The following is a 19,839-nucleotide window of genomic DNA, read 5'->3' as shown; positions in this document are numbered from 1 at the left end:
ATTTTTTGCGAAATAGGGTCATAAATAATTCAAAAAGAGATAAATGGGACAACCACAATAAAAAAAGCGAAAAAAAAGACTTGTAAAACGCTTACACAACTGTATAATAAAAATTGAGGTGAGGATGCAAACGTTTTCACTAACCTACTGATTCTGTAGCGGAGTCGATTAAAATCAGTAGGTCAGTGCGATTGCGCAAATCTGACCATACTATTTCCTTGGGGAGGTTTTTCATCATGAAGATGAAAAAAATGGTAGCAGGACTTTCAACGGCAGTATTCGCTTTCGGTGCACTTGCTGCATGTGGTGGCGGTACGGACAATGGTTCTACTAACGAAGGCGGTTCTTCTAGCGAGAACAAGCCAGAAAAAATCGTAATTTGGGAAGATATTGAAAAGTCGGAAACGACGAAAGAAGTTGCGAAGGCGTTTGAAGAAGAACACGGCGTCGCAGTTGAAGTCGTTGAAGTTCAAATGACGGATCAAAAAGACAAGTTGGCGCTTGATGGCCCAGCTGGTAAAGGTCCTGATATCGTTCTCGTACCACACGACCAAATCGGAACGATCGCTGATCAAGGTCACTTGGCTCCAATTACGGATGAAGGCGCACTTGAAGCGTTCACAGACGCTTCGAAATCGGCTGTTATGTTCGACGGACAAGCTTACGGCTATCCGAAATCAGTTGAAACACCAGTCCTCATGTACAACAAGGATTTGGTATCAGAAGCTCCTACTTCAATGGACGACTTGTACAAGTTGTCTACAGATCTTAAAGACAAAGGCGAGTACGGCTTCCTCGGTCTTTGGGATAACTTCTACTTCGCTCACGGTGTAGTGGCTGGCTTCGGCGGTTACGTCTTCAAAGAAGACGGCGGCGCGCTCGACCCAACCGACGTCGGTTTGAACAACGAAGGCGCAGTTGAAGGCTTCGACTACATCGGCAAATGGTACCAAGAAGGCCTCTTCCCTAAAGGGTTGATCGGCGAGTCTGGTGGCCAAGCGATGGACCAACTCTTCACTGAGAAGAAAGCACACACAGTCATGAACGGACCATGGGCCGTAGATGGTTACGAAGATGCCGGCGTCAACCTTGGAGCGTCTGCATTGCCGACACTTCCAAACGGTGAGCCAATCAAGACGTTCATGGGCGTGAAGACATACGCACTTTCTGCTTACACAGAAAACCAAGAGTGGGCTGAAATGTTCCTCGCAGAACTTACGAACGAAGAGAACGCATTGAAGATGTTTGAAGCTTACAACGAGATCCCACCAGTAGCAGCACTCGAGTCGAACGAGACAATCACGTCGAACGAAGTTGCGAAAGCGGTATTCGATCAAGCGACGAACGCAATCCCAATGCCTAACATTCCTGAAATGGGACAAGTTTGGGAGCCAATGGCACAAGCACTTCAGCTCGTAGCAACTGGCAAGCAAGATGCACAAAAATCAGCTGACGATGCTGTTAAAGTCATCGAGCAACAAATCCAAGCAAACAACCAATAAGGATATGAAATGATGGGGTACGCCGACTGGCGTTCCCCCTCATTTTCTAGAATTGAGCAAACGCTTGCTCGATTGATTTGCTCAAATTGAAAGGAGAAATTGAGGATGGCTTCAATCGCGAACCCTAAAACGCCGGAACAACGTCCGGAAAAACCGACCAATCATGCTCGGAACGCCGCATTACTTTCGATCATTCCGGGAGCCGGTCAATTCTATAACAATCAAAAAGCGAAAGCGATCGCTTTCTTTATCGTCATCATGTCTTATTTTGCAGTAAACTACGATCTCTTTTTCAAAGGAGCGGGCGCAGGACCTGGCGACCGTGGTGGCCTTTGGGGATTGATCACGCTTGGCGAAGTGGCAGGACCTCGTAACGACCACTCCATCTTCTTGATGGTAGAAGGGATTGTCGCATTAATCTTACTTTTCTTCGGAATCGCGTTCTACATCTGGAACATTCGTGACGCCTACCGAGTCGGTCGCATTCGTGATCAGCACCTAAACGTCCCAACGTTCCAAGTGCAACTCCGCAACTTGCGCGACCATGGATTCCCATACTTGATGTTGATCCCGTCGCTCATCTTGCTCGTCTTCACAGTCGTATTACCACTCATTTTCACATTCTTGATCGCGTTCACGAACTATCGTTACAACAACGCACCACCGGCAAAACTTGTCGAGTGGATCGGGTTTGAGAACTTCACACGAATTTTTGAAATCGACATTTGGCGCGACACATTCGTCGGCGTTCTCGGCTGGACACTCGTCTGGACGGTCGCTTCGACGGTCGGTGTCATCGCGATCGGGATTTTCCTCGCGGTCCTCTTGAACCAAGAAGGTCTTCGCTTCCGTCGCTTGTTCCGCTCGATTTTGATTTTGTCATGGGCCGTTCCAGCGTTCATCACAATCTTGATTTTCCGTTCGATGTTCAACGAATCGTTCGGTGTGTTCAACACGACGATCCTTCCAGCGTTCGGACTTGATCCGATCAACTGGATGACCGATCCGACGGCGACACGCAGCGCGCTCATCTTGATTCAATGGTGGCTCGGCTTCCCGTTCATCATGACGCTCATGACTGGGGTATTGCAATCGATCCCTGGCGACTTATATGAAGCGGCAACGATTGACGGTGCGACCATCTTTGACAAGTTCCGCTTGATTACGTTACCGATGCTCTTGTTCGCAACAGCACCGATTCTCATCACGCAGTTCACGTTCAACTTCAACAACTTCAACATCATCTATCTCTTTAACGGCGGTGGACCGGCTGTACCGGGACAAACTGCCGGTGGTACCGATATCTTGATTTCATGGATTTACAAATTGTCTCTCGGAGCCAACCCGCAATACGGACTTGCGGCTGCGATCACGCTCATTTTGTCATTCTTCATCATGACACTTGCCGTCATCCAGTTCCGTCGGACAAAATCTTTCAAAGACGAGGATATGATTTGATATGAAAAAACAAAAACGAATCAATTTGGCGTTCTCTTATGTCATCTTGACGCTTGCGTCGATCATCATTCTCTATCCAATGCTTTGGGTGGTAGGGACGTCATTCAACCCGGGTCGTACCATCACGTCAAAAATCATTCCAGAAAATCCGACGTTCATTCACTATAAAAACTTGTTCGATCTAACGATTTCGGATTATAGTTTATGGTATGTGAACACGTTGAAAATCGCTTTCATTACGATGGCGCTCGCTGTCATCTTGGTGACGATCACTGGTTATGTGTTCTCGCGCTATCGTTTCGTCGGACGGAAGAACTCGCTCGTCTTGTTCCTCGTCTTGCAAATGGTGCCGCAATTCGTCGCCATCATCGCCATCTACGTATTGCTCAACATGCTCGGTCTTCTCGACACGCACACAGCGCTCATTCTGCTGTATGCCGGTGGCGCGATTCCGATGAATACGTACTTGGCAAAAGGTTATTTCGATACGATTCCGAAAGAGCTCGATGAAGCCGCTCGGATGGATGGTGCCGGTCACCTTCGTATCTTCTGGCAAATCATTTTGCCGCTCGCGAAGCCAATCGTCGCAACGATCGCCCTCTTCAACTTCATGGGCCCGTTCAACGACTTCATCTTGGCATCGCTCGTCCTTCGGACACCAGAGAAACAGACGCTCGCGGTTGGTCTTTACAATATGATTTCTCGACAGTTCGACAACAACTTCACGTTGTTCGCGGCAGGCGCCGTCCTTTCGGCCCTCCCAATCGTTCTCTTGTTCTTCATGTTCCAACGCTACTTCGTCTCGGGTCTCACTGCCGGTGGTACGAAAGGATAATACTCACTTAAGGGGGAAGCGATATGAGGCGAGGCGTCGTGCTCGTTCTTCTGTCGCTTCTTTTGTTTCCAACAGTCGTCGGAGCGAAAGAAGCAGCATCGTGGGAACAGGAACGCATGTACTTTATCATGGTCGATCGGTTCGTTGACGGGAATCCGGACAACAATGACCAGGTCGATCAGAATGACCCGAAAGCCTTTCATGGGGGCGATATCCGAGGCGTGATTGAAAAACTTGATTACATCGAGTCGCTCGGATTCACCTCCATCTGGTTGACGCCGGTGTTTGAAAACATGCCGGACGGTTACCATGGCTATTGGATTAAAGATTTTTATGACATCGATCCCCAATTCGGGACGAAAGAAGATTTGCAGGAACTCGTCGATGAGGCGCATAAGCGGGATATGAAAGTCATCCTCGACTTTGTCGTCAACCACGTCGGGCCGAACCATCCGTGGGTCGAAGAAAAACCAGACTGGTTCCATGACGAGCTACCGATTGTGCTGTGGAACGATCAAGAACAAGTCGAGACGCACTGGTTGTTCGACTTGCCGGATTTTAAAACCGAAGACCCGGAAGTGAAAGACTACTTGCTCGAGGCGGCCACGTATTGGATCGAAGAGACCGGGATCGACGGCTATCGTCTCGATACGGTGCGCCACGTCGATAAGCCGTTTTGGGAAGATTTCGTCAAAGCGGTCCGTGAAGTCGATCCAGATTTTTATCTCTTGGCCGAAGTGTTCGATCCGGACCCGCAGTATGTCGCCGAGTATGATGACTTAGGCTTCAACAGCATCACCAATTTCACGTTTTATGACCGCGTCTCGAAGACGATGACACAAAAGACGGCGAACGTCGACGAAATCGACGTGGCCGCAAGTTACGCCGAGACGTTCTTTAATGATCCGAACCAAATGGCGACCTTCCTCGATAACCATGACGTCGAACGTTTCATGCACGTCGCGGAACTAGGTGGTGCCGAGTCGGCCGAACGCAGGCTCCGCCTCGGATTGTTCGCCCTTTACGCGTCACCGGGGATGCCAATCGTCTTCCAAGGAACGGAGAACGCACAAAAGGGCGGGGCTGATCCCGCGAACCGGGTCATGACCGATTTCCCTGGAAATGAAGAGCTCCATGAATACGTTGCGACGATGAACCGGATGCGCGCCGAATACCCGGTGTTTGCGACCGGTGAACAACGGATGATCGCTTCGAAAGACGGCATGGCCGTGTTTGAACGTCGTGACGGCGAAGATGTCGCGCTGTACGCCATCAATATGAACGCCGAGGACAGAGAGATTGAATTCGAGGTAAGCGAGGTCGGAGAAGATACACGGCTTCGTGGTCTCTTGTTCTCACAACTTGTCACGGACAGCCGTGGCACGTTCACCATCAAACTCGCAGGAGAAAGTGCGAACGCCTACATCGTCGAAGAATCGGAAGTGAACATGTGGACGATCGGTCTACTCGTGGTCGCCATCCCGATTTTCTTGACTGGATTGGTCATGTGGAAGCGTCGCAAGAGCGCGAGCTGAGGATACCCTGTGATAGGGAACTTTGAACTAACGGAAGCAAAGGGGAGCATCATGCAAATCACGATTAAAGATGTCGCCAAACACGCCAATGTCGCACCGTCGACCGTGTCTCGCGTCATCGCCAACAGTCCGCGTATCAGTCAAAAAACAAAAGAGCGTGTACGCAGTTCGATGGAAGAACTCGGGTACCATCCGAACATTCACGCCCGAAGCCTTGCCAACCGCTCGACGCAGTCGATTGGTCTCGTCATGCCGAGCGCGGCGACGAAGACGCTGCAAAATCCATTTTTCCCGGAAGTGTTACGCGGGATTAGTACGAAAGCGCATCAAAATGGCTACTCGCTCTATATGACAACGGGTGTGACCGAAGAAGAAGTATTGTCCGGGGTCATCGAGATGGTGCAAGGACGTCGCGTTGACGGAGTCATCGTCTTGTATTCACGAGAAGACGACAAGGTCGTTCAATACTTACGTCAGACGAAATTCCCGTTCGTCGTCGTCGGGAAGCCGTTTGGGGATGCCTCGTCAATCACGTACGTCGACACGGACAACTATTTGGCCGGACGAGAAGTGACGAAACATCTTTACAATCTTGGCCATCGCTGCATCGCCTTCATCGGAGGCTCGGATAAACTGGCGGTCACGCAAGACCGGCGCAACGGGTATGCGACGGCGCTCATGGAAGCAGGGATCCCGGTTCGCGAAGACTATATCGCCCGGGCCGAGTTCATGACGAAAGGCGGCGCCAAAGCCGTGCGCGAGTTGCTCCAACTAGAGGAACCACCGACAGCCGTCGTCGTCAGTGACGATATGATGGCGCTCGGTGTCATCAGCACGCTCAGTGAGATGGGCCTTAAGATACCTGAGGATGTCGCCGTCGTCAGTTTCAACAACGTCTACATCGCGGAACACTCGAACCCGCCGCTCACATCGGTCGAAATCAACATTTTCGGCCTTGGTTTCGAGGCGACGAACTGTTTGATTGAACAGATCGGCGATAGCGCGCCACCTTACGGGAAACGCGTCATCGTGCCGCACTATTTGGTCGTCCGCCAGTCGTGCGGTCAGAAAAAGAAGACTGAAATCGTTGAATGAGTGCAAACCTTCCGTATCATGCGGAAGGTTTTTTTGTGAAAAATCTCAATGCATATAGTAGAAGCGAAAGCAATCGGTCAAAAGTCATGACGTTACAAACAGATTACAATCATGAAAGAAATGCATGAAACGGAGTTGCAAGGGAATATCTACATTACCGGCCGAATGGCAGATCATTACGAATCCGCCTAGCCAATAACCAAAAAATACAGAATGTGAAAGGGAGATACAATCATGGATAACAAACGTTATGTAGGCACTTACTATCAGGAGTCAGAGCTCGTGGCAAAAATTGATCAACTTCGTGCCGAGGGGCATCGCGAAGACGATTTGTACGTCGTTGTGAAAGATAAATCGAACCTTTCGATGGTTCGCGGCGAAACGGATGCAGAAGTAAAAGAAACGAAAGCGTCATGGCTTGATCGCTTCTTTGGAGTCGCGGACGGAGAAGACGAAGTTCGACATACGTTCGATAAACTCGGTTTCTCAGAAGAAGAGACAGCACGTCACCGTCAAGACATCGAGAACGGTGGATTCGTCCTCTTGTTGGACTCGAACGACGGCATCTTAGATGACGGTCGTAACTCGACGTTCGAAGGTGGCCGCACATCAGCCGGCTACGGTTCAGAAGGCAACGAAGCAGGCAACATGACCGCACGTGACGTCGGGATGACAGGAGCTTCAAGCACTGGTATTCCATCGGAACGATTCAACGATATGGATGAAGACATTCGTAACCGCGCGGATTTGACGGATGAGCAAAAGCTCGAATTGCATGAAGAGCGTCTCCAAGTGAACAAAGAGCGTGTTCAAACAGGAGAGGTTCGCGTCGAGAAAGATGTCGTCGAACACGAAGAACGTGTCGATGTCGAAGTCGAGCGCGACGAAGTCTACGTCGAACGCCGTCGCGTCGATGGGGACCGTGAAGCGACAGGACATTCATTCGATGCGACAACGGACCGCGATGAGATTCGCGTGCCGGTCACGGAAGAACGCGTCGATGTGACGAAGAAAGATGTCGTCGCCGAAGAAATCGTCGTCGGCAAAGAGAAAGTGAAAGATACAGAAACGGTACGTGAGACGTTACGTAAAGAAGAGGCGCACGTCGAAGGGGAAGACGACCTTCGCCATCGTGATCATGACCGCGACCATACACGTCGTGATGAGCGCGACCGCTTCTAATCTGATTGACTAAGCACCTCGACAAGGATGGCTCTCTCTGAGGGACCATCCTTTTTTTCGCCAATTGACTAGAGGAGGAACGAACGCCATGAAACATGCAATCATCTCAGAAGTATTTGATCATCCCGAAGAGTTGCTTAATCGAACGGTCGATTTAAAACGAGAAGGGTATGAAGAAGAAGACATGTACGTCCTTGTCAAGCGGGCCGATGTGGCGGACGCTGTCCGCCGTCACTCGAACCTCTATGTTCTCGTCACCGATGAACCGGGAACGGTCGCCTCGCTCGTCACGTCGAGTGAGCGGCCAATCGAACGCTGGCTCAAAAGCATGCGCTTGACGTCAGAGCAACAAGACCGCTTTGCGAAAGAAGTTGAACAAGGTAGACTCTTCCTCTATGTCGACGCGGACCGGAGTGAACAACAGTTTAATGCGACGAGTTCGAAGACCGAACCCGCGCCGAAGACGGAGGAACAGACGCTCGCCTTACACGAGGAACGGTTGACGATCGAGAAGCAAGCGGTCCAAGCAGGAGAAGTCGTCATCAATCGTCACGTATCGGAGACCGAACAAGAGATTGAAGTGCCCGTTCGGAGGGAACAGGTCCATGTGGAGCGGACGACCGGATCAGAAGATGTGGTCGAAGATTATGACTTCGATCAACCCGGTATCCGCACGATCGACGAAGGGGACCACTTACGGATCCAAGTCATCGAAGAACGGGCTTTCATCGTGAAGCGTCCTGTCGTCGTCGAAGAAATCATCGTTCGAAAACAAGTGACCGAAGACGTCAAGACGATGACGGAAACGCTCCGCAAAGAAGAAATCGAAGTGACCGAAGTCGGACAAGCCGATGTCATGGTCGAAGACCATACAACGCGAAAGGATGAGACACAATGAGTAAACGTCGTTTTGTAGATACGTATCCAGAGGAGGCGGCACTCGTCGCCAAAATCGATCAACTGACCGAAGAAGGTTACGATGAAAGTGATGTGTTCGTCGTCGCGAAAGATCAGGACGATGTCTCGCTCGTCAAACGGAATACCGATGCGAAAGTGGAAGAAGCGAGCGCGAACTGGATGCAGAAATTCACTGGCGTCGCGGAAGGCGAGGAGGAAGTGAAGCGGGCCTTGCTGGACCTCGGTCTCGCTGACGACGACGTCAACCAGGCTTACGGAGACATTTTAAACGGAGGGTACGCCCTCATCCTCGACGAACCGGATACGGGATTCAATGACGGGAACAACCCGGCATTCGAGGGTCACGAAGCGAACGCCGCGTTTGGACGCGACCAAGACAAGTGACTAGAGCACCTACTGCCTTCTTGAAAAGGTAGTAGGTTTTTTGTTTGCTCCAAAAAGTAAGAAAAAAATTTATGCAAACGATTGCATTCTTGTGTGAGTCGTGTAAAATGAGAGGTGAGATTGAAATATAGCGCTTTCATAGACAAGTGGTTGCATGATTCGATTGTCTAATGACGAGTAGCCTTGTAGAGAAAAAGGAGTGGCAGACAGATGAAACGATTGTTTGCAGTCGATGAATGGAAAGTAACGGAAGAGAACTTGCATCCGAAAGAAAACCGCCTCGCAGAATCGATTACCTCGCTCGGTAACGGTCATATGGGGATGCGCGGTAACTTTGAAGAAGATTATTCAAACGATACACACCAAGGCTTCTATGTGGCCGGCGTCTATTATCCAGATAAGACGCGTGTCGGTTGGTGGAAAAATGGATATCCGGAGTACTTCGCAAAAGTATTGAACGCGACGAACGTCGTCGGTCTTCGTGTCGCCATCAACGGGACACCGGTTGATTTGGCGAAGTGGGAAGTGAAAGACTTCACGCGTGAGCTCGATATGCAACGCGGCGTCCTCACACGGACGTTCACGCTCGTGAACGGAACGGAAGAGACGAACGTCGAAGTCGTCCGTTTCTTCTCAATCGTCGATAAAGAGATTTTGGCAATCCGTTACAACGTCACTCCGGTGAACTACGAAGCGAAAGTTGAATTCACACCTTACTTGGACGGCGATGTCGTCAATGAGGATTCGAACTATGATGAGAAGTTCTGGTTACCGGTCGAGCATGGTGTTGAAGAACGTTTCGGATTCGTGACAACGAAAACGAAGAAGCTCGATTGGCACATCACGGCCTCGATGATCGCAGACGTCGAAGGAGCCCGTTGTGAAGTGCTCGAAGCGACTGATCTTTACGTCGCCAACAAATTCACAGTCACGGCGGCAGCTGGCGAGACGGCGACAGCGTACAAATACGTCTCGGTCGTCACGAACCGTGACTACGAAGTCGAGGAATTGCAGTCGACGGGAATGCAACGCGTTGAGATGGCGTTTGAGAAAGGCTTTGAAACGCTTCTCGCCGAGCAGACAGAAGCATGGCTCGCTCGTTGGGAAGATGCCGACGTCCGCATCGATGGGGACGCTGAAGCGCAACAAGGCATCCGCTTCAACATCTTCAACATGTATCAGACGTACACGGGCGAAGACTCGCGCCTCAACATCGGACCGAAAGGGTTCACCGGTGAGAAATACGGCGGTGCCACATACTGGGATACGGAAGCATATTGCCTCCACTTCTACTTGGCAACGACGAAACCGGAAGTCTCATGGAACTTGCTCAAATATCGTCACAATCAATTGCCGCAAGCAAAAGAGAACTCGGTCAAGAACGTCGGCATGGAAGGCGCCCTCTATCCGATGGTGACGATGAACGGGGAAGAGTGCCACAACGAGTGGGAAATCACGCATGAAGAGATTCACCGGAACGGTGCGATCGCCCACGCCATCTTCAACTATACGAACTTCACGGGCGACAAGTCATACCTAGGTCAATACGGACTTGAAGTATTGGTCGAGATCTCGCGTTACTGGGCGAGCCGCGTCAACTTTGTCCCGCACAAAGACGTGTATATGATCCTAGGCGTCACAGGTCCGAACGAATACGACAACAACGTCAACAACAACTGGTACACGAACTTGATTGCCGCTTGGACGCTCGAGTACACGCAAGAAGTGTACAACTATTTGAAAGAAGCAGAGCCGGCGCGCCTTGAAGAACTTGTCGCGACGCTCGGTCTTTCAGACGAAGAACTCGCGAAGTGGAACGATATCCAAACGAAGATGTACTATCCGAAAGATGACCTCGTCCCAGACGTGTTCATGCAACAGGACGGCTTCATGGATAAAGAACAGATTTTGGTGAAAGACCTTGATCCGAAACACTTGCCGCTCAACCAAAACTGGTCGTGGGACCGCATCCTCCGCTCGAACTTCATCAAACAAGCGGACGTGCTCCAAGGGCTCTATACGTTCAGCGACCGCTTCACGGTCGAACAGAAGCGTGCTAACTTCGATTTTTATGAGCCGCGTACGGTTCACGAGTCGAGCTTGTCGCCTTGCGTCTACTCAATCATTGCGGCCGAAGTCGGTTACGAAGACAAGGCGGTCGAGTTGTACCAACGTTCGGCACGACTCGATCTCGATAACTATAACAACGATACAGAAGACGGGCTTCACATCACATCAATGGTCGGTTCATGGATGTCGATCGTTCACGGTTTCGCAGGCATGCGCGCCCTCGAGTCGGAGCTCACGTTCAGCCCGATGATTCCTAAGGGCTGGAACGGGTACTCGTTCAACATGCTCTGGCGCGGTCATCACTTGACGGTCACGTCGACGCGTGAACAAGTGACGATCAAACAGACGGGCGGTACGGACGTATCGATCCGTGTCTACGGAAACGTCGTCACGGTCCCGGCAAACGATGCGGTGACCATCGAGACAGTGAAAGCGTGACCAAACGCATCAGCTCAACAAGTCGGCCCCGGCCGGCTTGTTTTTTTATTAGAAGCACGAACACATCCCATTATTTTTATGGTAGGCAGCACTAGAAAACTATGTTATCTTGATTCTTAGCCATTTTTGAAAGGGGAGACAGAACTTGACGGAAGCCGTTAAAGAACACGCACGCATCGGGATCGTTTCGATTATCGGGGGAGTGTTCGTTGCATTATCTATGACATTATTCTTAATCCCGGCGGGGGTATACTCGACCGGATTTACAGGGCTCGCCCAAATCTTTACGAAACTGTTTGCGGGGACACCGTTTGAGCTCGGAGAAGGGATTTGGTTCTTCGTCTTGAACGTGCCGCTCTTGATCGTCAGCTACTTCATGCTCGGCAAGAACATGATGATTCATACGTTGATCAGTGTTGCGGCAGTTACCGTGTTTATTCGCGTGCTTCCGCAGTCGTCAATCATTTCGGACGACCCGCTTTTGAACGCTGTGTTCGGCGGGGTTTTGCTCGCCATCGGTTCGGGAATCACGATTCGCTTCGGTGCCTCGACCGGTGGATTTGATATCGTCGCCCTCATCTTGGCGAAGTTCACGAACAATTCGGTCGGCGTCTATCTGTTCCTCATGAACATGATGATCGCGCTTTGGGCCGGTGCGTTGTTCGGGTGGCCGACCGCGCTTTATACGATCGTCTTCTTATACGTCACGTCGAAAGTCATCGACGAGATCTATACGAACACGCAGCGGCAGACGCTCTTCATCGTCACGAGTCATCCGGACGAAGTGACGAAAGAACTGCATCAGCACGTCTTCCGCGGCATTACGCTCATGCCGGCAATCGGTACGTATTCGAAAGTCGAGAAAGCAACGCTCATGATGGTCGCCCAGCGCCACGAAGTGCGTGAGATCACGCGAATCTGTAAAGACGCCGATCCAAGCGTCTTCATCAACATGGTTCCGACTGAAAATGTCGAAGGTGCGTTCCGACGCTGAAATGAACCCCCGCTGAACGCTCAGCGGGGGTTATTCTATAGATAGGAATAAAAAGAGATGGGGTGGACGTGTGATGATTGGAGTCAGTATTGCGACGAAGTGGGAATACGAAGCGACATTGGAGCATTATGACGTCAAAGCGGATGAGCGGTTCAGCTACCCGTATGGCGAGTACTTCATGAGGACGGTTGATGACGTCGAACTCGTATTCTACAGCACCGGTGTGCGGAAAGCGAACGGGGTGGGCGCCAATCAATATATGATGTCTCGGTTCAACTTAGCAAAAGTAATTGTGGCTGGAACGTGTGCCGGAATCGACGATACGTTCAACCCGTTGGATATCCTCGTCCCTCATCGCGCCGTTCAATATGATTGCACGGTGAAAGAAGTGGAACCGCTGATCAAGCAATCGTTCATCGTCGAAATTGAACTAGCGAACTACGGGAACGATTTTTTGACCGGTACCATCGCGACGGCCGATCGAGCGGTCGTGATGTGGAACGATTATTTAGAACTCAAAGAGCATGGCGTCACCATCGCGGACACGGAAGCAGGTGCCATCGCCTATATCTGTAAGAAAAATGACGTCGAGTGCATCATCATTAAAGGCATCTCTGACTTCCCGACGGATGAGCGCGATGCGAATCCAGTCGAATCGAACGCGGAACAAATCAATGTGTACCTAGCCAATACCCCAAAAGTCATGACCAAGATTTTTGACGACTATTTGATGCGCTTTCTGTAGGCAAATCGCAAAACACACCGACTGCAGGAACAGTCGGTGTGTGGATTATGCTTTGATGCCAAGCTGTTCTTCGAGGTAGATGGCGATGCCGTCTTCCATGTTCGACGCGGTCACTTCATCCGCGACGGCTTTCAACTGGCTGATGGCGTTGCCCATCGCGACGCCGGTGCCGACGTAGTCGAGCATCTCGAGGTCGTTTTCCTCGTCGCCGAACGCGATGATGTTTTTGCGGTTGATGCCGAGATGTTTCGAAACTTCGCGCAACCCGAGCGCTTTCGACGTGTTCTGGCTCATGACCTCAATCATGTGCTCCGGCATGCGCCATTGGCGGTTCAAGACGGCCTCGGCGTGGACTTTATTCAAACGAGCGCGGACGTTGTCGACGTGCTCTTTCGTCGCGTGGATGAGGAGCGAGGTCGGCTCGTCCTGCAAATGCTTGAGCAAGTTGCCTGACGTGACGCTGAGCGCGCGCTCGGCATACGGGCTATAAAACTCTTGCGGGTCTTTATGGAAGTAGACGTGGTCGGTCACTTCGACGACGATGTTGTGCGCTTTCGTGTCCGAGACTTCTTCGATGATCTCGTGCGCCGTCTTGAGCGGGATCGGCCGGTGCGTCACTTTGTATGACGGATCTTTCGGGTGATGGACGAGCGCTCCGTTAAAGTTGATGAGCGGTGTCGTCAAGCCGAGCTCTTCGTAATACATGATCGAATGGCGTTGTGGGCGTCCGGTCGCGATCATGACTTCATGACCGGCCTCACGGGCCGCTTGAAGCGCGCGTACGTTGCGCTCACTGATCGTCTTGTCGTCGCGCAACAACGTTCCATCTAAATCGACTGCGATTAAATAACGTGACATAAAGGGTTCCTCTTTTCTACGAGATGCTTATTTCTCAAACCGTACCATATTTCCCGTTTCGACGGAAAGAATATACAATCGAGGTCGCACATTTTACGGTAACAATGCTATACTAAGGTCGTATGAATTTTTCATGAATCATCTGTGAGATGGAGGGGACTATCGATGCGTTACTTAGTCACATTGTTCTGGGCGATCTTGCTTTCGAATACAGCAATCTTTATCATTTCTGCTGTCGATGGCGTGTCGTTCAACGCGATGCTCGCGACATTCTTTGGCGTCGTCATCACGATCTTTATTGTACTCTTGGACACGCTTAACCAAGATATGGGGATTAGCGACGTCGCACAAGAGAAGTAAGACGTCTACAACCAAGCTGGCTCATATCCGAGTCAGTTCTTTTTATATTATTTAGGAGGAGTCGAATATGAAAAACAGTGCCAAACGGGCGAACTTCATCACGTTCGCCATCATCGGTGTCATCATCATCGTCGGGATCGCTCTCTTGTTCTTCTTGAACAATGCGAACGAGGAGACAGGCGTCAACGCTGTCACACCGGACGAGCTTGAGACGAAGATTTCAGAAGAAGAGGAAGTCGTCGTCTACTTCTGGCAGACTGGTTGCGAATACTGTGAGCAAGTCAAACCGTACGTCGAGCCACTCATCGAAGAATATGACGCCGTGTCGATCAACTTGGCCGACCACAACGTCTGGACGACTTACGGCATCAACGGAACACCGACAATGATTCGTTTCCAAGATGGAAAGGAAGTCGGTCGTGTGGAAGGTGCCGTCTCTGAACAACAATACGAGACGTTCTTTAAAAACGAGGAGGGCGCACAGTGATCAAAAGCCGCTTGTATCAGACTTTGTTTGAGTTGAACGCGACCCCGGTCATTGCCAAACGACTCCGTGCCTTCGCTGAATCGTCAGCGAGCCGGTCCTTCATCCCTTCGTTTGCGAAAACGTATCAAATCAATCTTGATGAAGCGGCGGAGCCGATCGAGGCTTATCCGAGCCTGCACGCCTTTTTCACACGGCACTTGAAAGAAGGGGTCCGGCTAATCGATGCAAGTCCGAACTCGGTCGTCTCACCATGCGACGGCAAACTGTCCATCGTGGCCGATATTACGGACGACAGCCGCTTCGAGGTCAAGGGTCAGTCGTACACGCTCGCCGAACTGCTCGGATCGCAACAAGAAGCAAGACGTTACGCCGGCGGTACGGTCTGTGTCCTCTACTTGAGTCCACGCGACTATCACCGCGTCCATGTCCCGCTCGCCGGGCGGGTGCTCAGTCATTATGAACTCGGTGACCGTTCGGCACCGGTGAATGACATCGGGTTGACGGAGACGGTTCGTCCGCTCTCACGAAACTATCGCCGCGTCACACGCTTTGAAACGGCGGCCGGGTTGTACGAACATATCATGGTCGGCGCCTTAAACGTCAACACGATCGAATGGACGCTCGACGGCGACCGCGCTGCCAAAGGCGACGAGGTCGGATACTTCTCGTTCGGTTCGACCGTCATCCTTTGTTTTGAGAAAGACCGCGTCACGATCGACCCAGCCAAAATCGGTCCGGTGCGACTCGGAGAAGTCATCGGGACGATACAAAACGATTGATTTTAAAAACTTTTTCAGGCCGACCGAACGATACACTAGTCGTTTGGTCGGTTTTCGTTTACCATAGAAGGGATATCACTACATGTATAGTAGTTGAATCGCTTTAGCTAATTGGAGGAATTTAAACGTGTTTAATCGACTTTATCCGAAACAGTTCGTCGCGTCAGTTTTTGACATCGACCTTGAAGAATTGAAAGACCGTGGGGTTCGCGTCATTTTGACGGACCTTGATAATACACTCGTGGCCTGGGACGTCCCGCACGCACCGGAGCTTCTTTTGCTATGGCTTGAAAAAGTGAAATCACACGGACTCGATGTCATCGTCGTCTCGAATAACAACGAGAACCGCGTACGTACGTTCACGGAACCGCTCGGCCTTCACTATGTGGCGCGTGCGAAAAAGCCGTTGCCGTCTGGATTCAAACAGGCGCTCGCAAAATATGGATACTCGACGAAAGAAGCCATCTTCTTAGGCGATCAATTGTTCACGGACGTGCTCGGCGCCAATATGGCCGGGATTCACGTCATCCACGTGCAACCGGTCGTCAAGACGGACGGACTCGTCACCAAGTTCAATCGCATGCTTGAAAAAGTCGTGTTCGCCCATATGAAACGTCGCGGGAAGTACGTGTTGATCACGAAAAAAGTTGAGGAAATCGCTGTCGATGCGAAGCGCGCCAAAGTGGCGGTCGCTGAGAAAATCGGTGAAGCGATGCACTCTCGTTCCGAAGATTCACATAAAAAAGATGAATAAGGACCTCGAACGCACAGGAAGAAGGAGGCTGTCCATGTACGGCGCGTAAGGCGTCGGAATTAACGCTTCAGGAGTAGCGGCGAGGCGCTACGGTGAATGAAGAAGAGGCAACTCAAATGACAGCAGACAACATTATGGAAGAAACAAAACGTTATTGCGCCGGTTGCGGCGTCGCCATTCAAACGGAAGACCCGACCGGTGTCGGTTATGCACCAAAATCGGCACTCGATCGCGAGATCGTCATTTGCCAACGCTGCTTCAAATTGAAGCACTACAATCAAATTCAAGACGTCGAACTGACAGATGACGACTTCTTGCGTATCTTAAACGGCATCAGCGCGAAAGAAGCGCTCGTTATCAAAATCGTCGACATCTTCGACTTCAACGGTAGCTGGTTGCCGGGGCTCCAACGCTCGGTCGGCAAGAACCCCGTCCTTTTGGTCGGGAACAAGGTCGACTTGTTGCCGAAATCGGTTAACCCGAACCGGATGTCTAACTGGATGAAGGCCGAAGCGAAAGAGCTCGGTTTGGAACCGATTGACGTCCATTTGATCAGTGCGAAAAAAGGTCACGGGATCGACGAGCTTGCCGAAAAGATCGAATATTATCGGAAAGGCAAGGACGTCTATGTCGTCGGTTGTACGAACGTCGGGAAGTCGACGCTCATCAACCAAGTCATCAAACGTTTCGGGGCAGAGGACGAGGCCATCATCACGGTCAGTCATTTCCCGGGAACGACGCTCGACTTGATCGATATCCCGCTCGATGATGATGCGAACCTTTATGACACGCCAGGGATTATCAATCGTCACCAAATGGCGCATTACGTCGATGCGAAAGATTTGAAAACGATCACCCCGAAAAAAGAGATCAAGCCGCACGTGTTCCAGTTGAACCCGCAACAGACGCTCTTCTTCGGTGGACTCGCCCGTCTCGACTACATGGAAGGCAACAAGCGCTCATTCGTTGTCTACATGTCAAACGAGTTGAAGACACACCGGACGAAGCTCGACAAAGCAGATGAACTATACGAAAACCATATCGGTAAGATGCTCAACCCGCCGAACGAGAAGACATTACAAATGTTGCCTCCGCTCGTGCGTCACGAGTTCAGTCTCCGTGACGGCGTCAAGACCGACATCGTCTTCAGCGGACTCGGTTGGGTTGCGATTCACGGAAAAGGTGGACGCATCGCCGCATGGGCACCAAAAGGAGTGGCCGTCACATTGCGTGAGGCGCTCGTATGAGACTGGCCGTCCTCGGTCACCCGATTGCTCATTCGCTCTCTCCCGTCCTGCACGAGCAGTGGCTGAGCGCGTCTGGGCTTTTCGGGCGCTATGAAGCACTCGACGTCGCCCCGGACGAGCTCGGGGACTTGTTTCAAGCGATGCGGGACGGCGTCTGGGACGGCTTTAACGTCACGATTCCGTACAAAGAGGCGGTCATCCCGTATCTCGACGAACTTGATCAGGCGGCTGAAGCCGCTGGTGCCGTCAACACCGTCTATAAACGGGACGGAAAGCTGATTGGGACGAATACGGACGGTGTGGGTCTAGTCACCGCACTCGACCGTCATACCGATTGGACGGGACGTGTGCTCGTTATCGGGGCAGGCGGGGCAGCGCGCGGGATCATCAGCGCCTTGCCGACCCGAGCCGTCACGATCACGAACCGAACGATGGAACGAGCGGAGCGTCTCGCGGAGGCGTTCGGCATTGAAGCGCAGGCGCTCACCGACGTTGATCCCTCATGCTATGACGTGATCATCCAGACGACTTCGGTGGGGATGGATGGTATCCATTCGCCTCGATCATTAAAAGGTTTACGACAAAACACCGTCGTTTGTGATATCATATATCGTCCACTCGTCACACCGTTTTTAAAGGAAGCCGCCAAAAATGACGCGAAAATCGTCAACGGAACTGCCATGTTCGTCGGACAAGGTGCTTTGGCGTTTGAATATTGGACAGGTGTGAGACCGGATCAACTTGTCGGAATGAAGTTAATTGAAAGCTTATTGGAGGAATAAATAGTATGTTATCAGGTAAACAAAAACGCTTTTTACGTGCTGAAGCACACCACCTTTCACCGATTTACCAGGTCGGGAAAAATGGAGTCAGCGAAGCGATGTGCAAAGACATCAGCGACGCGCTCGAAAAACGTGAGCTCTTGAAAGTTCAAGTGCTCCAAAACTGTGCCGATACGCCGAAAGATGTAGCCGGTGAATTGGCTGAGGGCACGAAAGCCGAAGTCGTTCAAGTGATCGGAAAAGTCATCGTCTTGTACAAACAGGCGACCGAGAAAGAAAATCGCCAAATTAAACTTCCATGAGCCGCATCGGCCTGATGGGAGGCACGTTCGACCCGCCGCATCTCGGTCATTTGTTGATTGCCGAGCAGGCACGTGAACAGCTCGCCCTCGACGAGGTCTGGTTTCTACCGGCGGCGATCCCGCCTCACAAGGCGGGGTTCAGTCCGGCCGAGGATCGGATCGAGATGACACGACGGGCGATCGCGGACCAAGCCGATTTCAAGCTGAGCTTGATCGAGTTTGAACGCGACGAACCGTCTTACACGGTCGAGACGATGAGACGGTTGCGGGACATGTACCCAGATGACACGTTTTTCTTCTTGATTGGGGCGGACTCGCTCGAGTCGCTCGAGAAGTGGTACGATTACGACACGCTCGTGACCCTCGTCACGTTCGGGGCCGTTGCGCGTCCGGGTAGCCGGTATCGCATCCCGAGACAGGCAGATGTGCGCACAATCGATATGCCGCAACTCGAGATCTCATCGACCGATATCCGGGAACGGGCGAAACGGGACAAGTCAATCAAATATCTCGTCCCACGCGATGTCGAAACTTATATCAAGGAGCGCAACTTGTATGACGTATGAGGAAGCACAATCATTGATTGAGGCGACATTACCGGAGAAACGCTATATCCACACGCTCGGTGTCGTTGAGACGGCAGAGCGGTTGGCCCGTTTATACGGTGCCGATGTGGAGCAAGCACGTCTCGCGGCGATGTTGCATGACTATGCGAAATATTTGGATAGCGATATGATGCGCCAAGTCGTGGTCGAGGAAAACCTTGACCCGAGCTTGCTTGCGTTCGATGACGAACTGCTGCATGCACCGGTCGGCGCGATTCTGTTAGACCGGGCGTATGACCTTGACCCGGCCGTTGTATCGGCCATTAAGAACCATACGACCGGAGAGCCTGGCATGTCACGCCTCGACCAGATTTTATTCGTCGCGGACGCGATTGAACCGAACCGGTCGTATCCGGGCGTCGACACGTTGCGTGACCTCGCGGACCGTTCGCTCGAAGCGGCCGTCGTCGCGACGTTGCGTCAGACAATCGATCATTTATTGAAGAAGTCGGTGCGAATCTTTCCACTGACGATTGAGACGTATAACCATTTTGTGAAAACACCCTAGG

General features: G+C 51.5%; 21 protein-coding genes. 20 read left to right on the top strand and 1 reads right to left on the bottom strand.

Annotated elements, in window-relative coordinates; translation table 11 throughout:
• Nucleotides 1–236 precede the first annotated feature (236 nt).
• The 11 genes from FED52_RS10620 to FED52_RS10570 all read left to right on the top strand — a co-directional run bounded on the left by FED52_RS10620 (nucleotide 237) and on the right by FED52_RS10570 (nucleotide 13,156).
• Complete coding sequence (locus tag FED52_RS10620; RefSeq protein ID WP_138859857.1) at nucleotides 237–1,502, top strand: extracellular solute-binding protein; 1,266 nt, start codon at nucleotides 237–239, stop codon at nucleotides 1,500–1,502.
• A 105-nt stretch (nucleotides 1,503–1,607) separates the two neighbouring features.
• Nucleotides 1,608–2,960 (top strand): carbohydrate ABC transporter permease, encoded by a 1,353-nt coding sequence (locus FED52_RS10615; protein WP_052090084.1) that lies wholly within the window; start codon nucleotides 1,608–1,610, stop codon nucleotides 2,958–2,960.
• A gap of 1 nt (nucleotide 2,961) precedes the next feature.
• Nucleotides 2,962–3,795 carry a sugar ABC transporter permease gene (locus FED52_RS10610; protein WP_034776607.1) on the top strand — a complete coding sequence of 278 codons (834 nt, stop codon included), beginning with the start codon at nucleotides 2,962–2,964 and terminating at the stop codon, nucleotides 3,793–3,795.
• A 23-nt stretch (nucleotides 3,796–3,818) separates the two neighbouring features.
• Nucleotides 3,819–5,330 carry an alpha-amylase family glycosyl hydrolase gene (locus FED52_RS10605; protein ID WP_138859856.1) on the top strand — a complete coding sequence of 504 codons (1,512 nt, stop codon included), beginning with the start codon at nucleotides 3,819–3,821 and terminating at the stop codon, nucleotides 5,328–5,330.
• A 51-nt stretch (nucleotides 5,331–5,381) separates the two neighbouring features.
• On the top strand, nucleotides 5,382–6,425 hold the full coding sequence (locus FED52_RS10600; RefSeq protein ID WP_021066665.1) for a LacI family DNA-binding transcriptional regulator: 1,044 nt from the start codon (nucleotides 5,382–5,384) through the stop codon (nucleotides 6,423–6,425).
• Nucleotides 6,426–6,659: 234 nt separating this feature from the next.
• On the top strand, nucleotides 6,660–7,607 hold the full coding sequence (locus FED52_RS10595) for a YsnF/AvaK domain-containing protein (RefSeq protein WP_138859855.1): 948 nt from the start codon (nucleotides 6,660–6,662) through the stop codon (nucleotides 7,605–7,607).
• Between the two features lie 88 nt (nucleotides 7,608–7,695).
• Complete coding sequence (locus FED52_RS10590; protein WP_138859854.1) at nucleotides 7,696–8,505, top strand: YsnF/AvaK domain-containing protein; 810 nt, start codon at nucleotides 7,696–7,698, stop codon at nucleotides 8,503–8,505.
• Nucleotides 8,502–8,909: a general stress protein gene (locus tag FED52_RS10585; RefSeq protein WP_138859853.1), complete on the top strand. Its 408-nt coding sequence runs from the start codon at nucleotides 8,502–8,504 to the stop codon at nucleotides 8,907–8,909. The genes FED52_RS10590 and FED52_RS10585 overlap by 4 nt, the downstream gene beginning before the upstream one ends.
• 210 nt (nucleotides 8,910–9,119) lie before the next feature.
• Nucleotides 9,120–11,417 (top strand): glycoside hydrolase family 65 protein, encoded by a 2,298-nt coding sequence (locus tag FED52_RS10580; protein WP_138859852.1) that lies wholly within the window; start codon nucleotides 9,120–9,122, stop codon nucleotides 11,415–11,417.
• 145 nt (nucleotides 11,418–11,562) lie between these two features.
• Nucleotides 11,563–12,411, top strand: a complete 849-nt coding sequence (locus FED52_RS10575) for a YitT family protein (protein WP_034776620.1) — start codon at nucleotides 11,563–11,565, stop codon at nucleotides 12,409–12,411.
• A 73-nt stretch (nucleotides 12,412–12,484) separates the two neighbouring features.
• Nucleotides 12,485–13,156: a 5'-methylthioadenosine/S-adenosylhomocysteine nucleosidase family protein gene (locus FED52_RS10570; protein WP_138859851.1), complete on the top strand. Its 672-nt coding sequence runs from the start codon at nucleotides 12,485–12,487 to the stop codon at nucleotides 13,154–13,156.
• 45 nt (nucleotides 13,157–13,201) lie between these two features.
• On the opposite strand, the gene FED52_RS10565 is transcribed toward FED52_RS10570, so the two are convergent.
• The gene (locus tag FED52_RS10565) at nucleotides 13,202–14,014 is read right to left on the bottom strand and encodes a Cof-type HAD-IIB family hydrolase (protein WP_138859850.1); all 813 of its coding nucleotides are present in this window, start codon (nucleotides 14,012–14,014) and stop codon (nucleotides 13,202–13,204) included.
• A gap of 165 nt (nucleotides 14,015–14,179) precedes the next feature.
• On the opposite strand from FED52_RS10565, the gene FED52_RS10560 reads away from it, so the two are divergent.
• From FED52_RS10560 to yqeK, 9 genes are all read left to right on the top strand, one after another.
• The gene (locus FED52_RS10560) at nucleotides 14,180–14,374 is read left to right on the top strand and encodes a YjzD family protein (protein WP_034776626.1); all 195 of its coding nucleotides are present in this window, start codon (nucleotides 14,180–14,182) and stop codon (nucleotides 14,372–14,374) included.
• Between the two features lie 67 nt (nucleotides 14,375–14,441).
• On the top strand, nucleotides 14,442–14,861 hold the full coding sequence (locus tag FED52_RS10555; protein WP_034776627.1) for a thioredoxin family protein: 420 nt from the start codon (nucleotides 14,442–14,444) through the stop codon (nucleotides 14,859–14,861).
• A complete protein-coding gene (locus FED52_RS10550) occupies nucleotides 14,858–15,640 on the top strand; it encodes a phosphatidylserine decarboxylase (RefSeq protein WP_138859849.1) in 783 nt (260 codons plus the stop codon). The genes FED52_RS10555 and FED52_RS10550 overlap by 4 nt, the downstream gene beginning before the upstream one ends.
• Nucleotides 15,641–15,767: 127 nt before the next feature.
• Entirely contained in the window at nucleotides 15,768–16,394 is a 627-nt protein-coding gene (locus FED52_RS10545; RefSeq protein WP_034776630.1) for a YqeG family HAD IIIA-type phosphatase, read from the top strand.
• A 134-nt stretch (nucleotides 16,395–16,528) separates the two neighbouring features.
• Nucleotides 16,529–17,641, top strand: coding sequence for a ribosome biogenesis GTPase YqeH (gene yqeH / locus FED52_RS10540; RefSeq protein ID WP_138860332.1), 1,113 nt, complete (start codon nucleotides 16,529–16,531; stop codon nucleotides 17,639–17,641).
• On the top strand, nucleotides 17,638–18,423 hold the full coding sequence (gene aroE, locus FED52_RS10535) for a shikimate dehydrogenase (protein ID WP_138859848.1): 786 nt from the start codon (nucleotides 17,638–17,640) through the stop codon (nucleotides 18,421–18,423). Before yqeH ends, aroE begins: the two co-directional genes overlap by 4 nt.
• A 5-nt stretch (nucleotides 18,424–18,428) precedes the next feature.
• Nucleotides 18,429–18,725, top strand: a complete 297-nt coding sequence (yhbY, locus tag FED52_RS10530) for a ribosome assembly RNA-binding protein YhbY (protein ID WP_034776635.1) — start codon at nucleotides 18,429–18,431, stop codon at nucleotides 18,723–18,725.
• A complete protein-coding gene (locus tag FED52_RS10525; RefSeq protein WP_138859847.1) occupies nucleotides 18,722–19,291 on the top strand; it encodes a nicotinate-nucleotide adenylyltransferase in 570 nt (189 codons plus the stop codon). The genes yhbY and FED52_RS10525 overlap by 4 nt, the downstream gene beginning before the upstream one ends.
• Nucleotides 19,281–19,838 (top strand): bis(5'-nucleosyl)-tetraphosphatase (symmetrical) YqeK, encoded by a 558-nt coding sequence (gene yqeK / locus FED52_RS10520; protein ID WP_138859846.1) that lies wholly within the window; start codon nucleotides 19,281–19,283, stop codon nucleotides 19,836–19,838. Before FED52_RS10525 ends, yqeK begins: the two co-directional genes overlap by 11 nt.
• The last annotated feature ends 1 nt before the right edge of the window (nucleotide 19,839 follow it).

Origin of the sequence: Exiguobacterium mexicanum, from assembly GCF_005960665.1 — a bacterium.
Taxonomy (GTDB): Bacteria; Bacillota; Bacilli; order Exiguobacteriales; family Exiguobacteriaceae; genus Exiguobacterium; species Exiguobacterium mexicanum_A.
This window is presented reverse-complemented; position numbering and strand designations above follow the sequence as displayed.

Excerpts from the sequence above, each read along its gene's own strand:
- FED52_RS10620 (WP_138859857.1), top strand. The coding sequence starts at position 237 with ATGAAGATGAAAAAAATGGTAGCAGGACTTTCAACGGCAGTATTCGCT.
- FED52_RS10580 (WP_138859852.1), top strand. The coding sequence starts at position 9,120 with ATGAAACGATTGTTTGCAGTCGATGAATGGAAAGTAACGGAAGAGAAC.
- FED52_RS10555 (WP_034776627.1), top strand. The coding sequence starts at position 14,442 with ATGAAAAACAGTGCCAAACGGGCGAACTTCATCACGTTCGCCATCATC.
- FED52_RS10615 (WP_052090084.1), top strand. The coding sequence starts at position 1,608 with ATGGCTTCAATCGCGAACCCTAAAACGCCGGAACAACGTCCGGAAAAA.
- FED52_RS10525 (WP_138859847.1), top strand. The coding sequence starts at position 18,722 with ATGAGCCGCATCGGCCTGATGGGAGGCACGTTCGACCCGCCGCATCTC.
- FED52_RS10560 (WP_034776626.1), top strand. The coding sequence starts at position 14,180 with ATGCGTTACTTAGTCACATTGTTCTGGGCGATCTTGCTTTCGAATACA.
- aroE (WP_138859848.1), top strand. The coding sequence starts at position 17,638 with ATGAGACTGGCCGTCCTCGGTCACCCGATTGCTCATTCGCTCTCTCCC.
- FED52_RS10605 (WP_138859856.1), top strand. The coding sequence starts at position 3,819 with ATGAGGCGAGGCGTCGTGCTCGTTCTTCTGTCGCTTCTTTTGTTTCCA.
- yhbY (WP_034776635.1), top strand. The coding sequence starts at position 18,429 with ATGTTATCAGGTAAACAAAAACGCTTTTTACGTGCTGAAGCACACCAC.
- FED52_RS10590 (WP_138859854.1), top strand. The coding sequence starts at position 7,696 with ATGAAACATGCAATCATCTCAGAAGTATTTGATCATCCCGAAGAGTTG.
- yqeK (WP_138859846.1), top strand. The coding sequence starts at position 19,281 with ATGACGTATGAGGAAGCACAATCATTGATTGAGGCGACATTACCGGAG.
- yqeH (WP_138860332.1), top strand. The coding sequence starts at position 16,529 with ATGGAAGAAACAAAACGTTATTGCGCCGGTTGCGGCGTCGCCATTCAA.
- FED52_RS10600 (WP_021066665.1), top strand. The coding sequence starts at position 5,382 with ATGCAAATCACGATTAAAGATGTCGCCAAACACGCCAATGTCGCACCG.
- FED52_RS10595 (WP_138859855.1), top strand. The coding sequence starts at position 6,660 with ATGGATAACAAACGTTATGTAGGCACTTACTATCAGGAGTCAGAGCTC.
- FED52_RS10585 (WP_138859853.1), top strand. The coding sequence starts at position 8,502 with ATGAGTAAACGTCGTTTTGTAGATACGTATCCAGAGGAGGCGGCACTC.
- FED52_RS10565 (WP_138859850.1), bottom strand. The coding sequence starts at position 14,014 with ATGTCACGTTATTTAATCGCAGTCGATTTAGATGGAACGTTGTTGCGC.
- FED52_RS10570 (WP_138859851.1), top strand. The coding sequence starts at position 12,485 with ATGATTGGAGTCAGTATTGCGACGAAGTGGGAATACGAAGCGACATTG.
- FED52_RS10610 (WP_034776607.1), top strand. The coding sequence starts at position 2,962 with ATGAAAAAACAAAAACGAATCAATTTGGCGTTCTCTTATGTCATCTTG.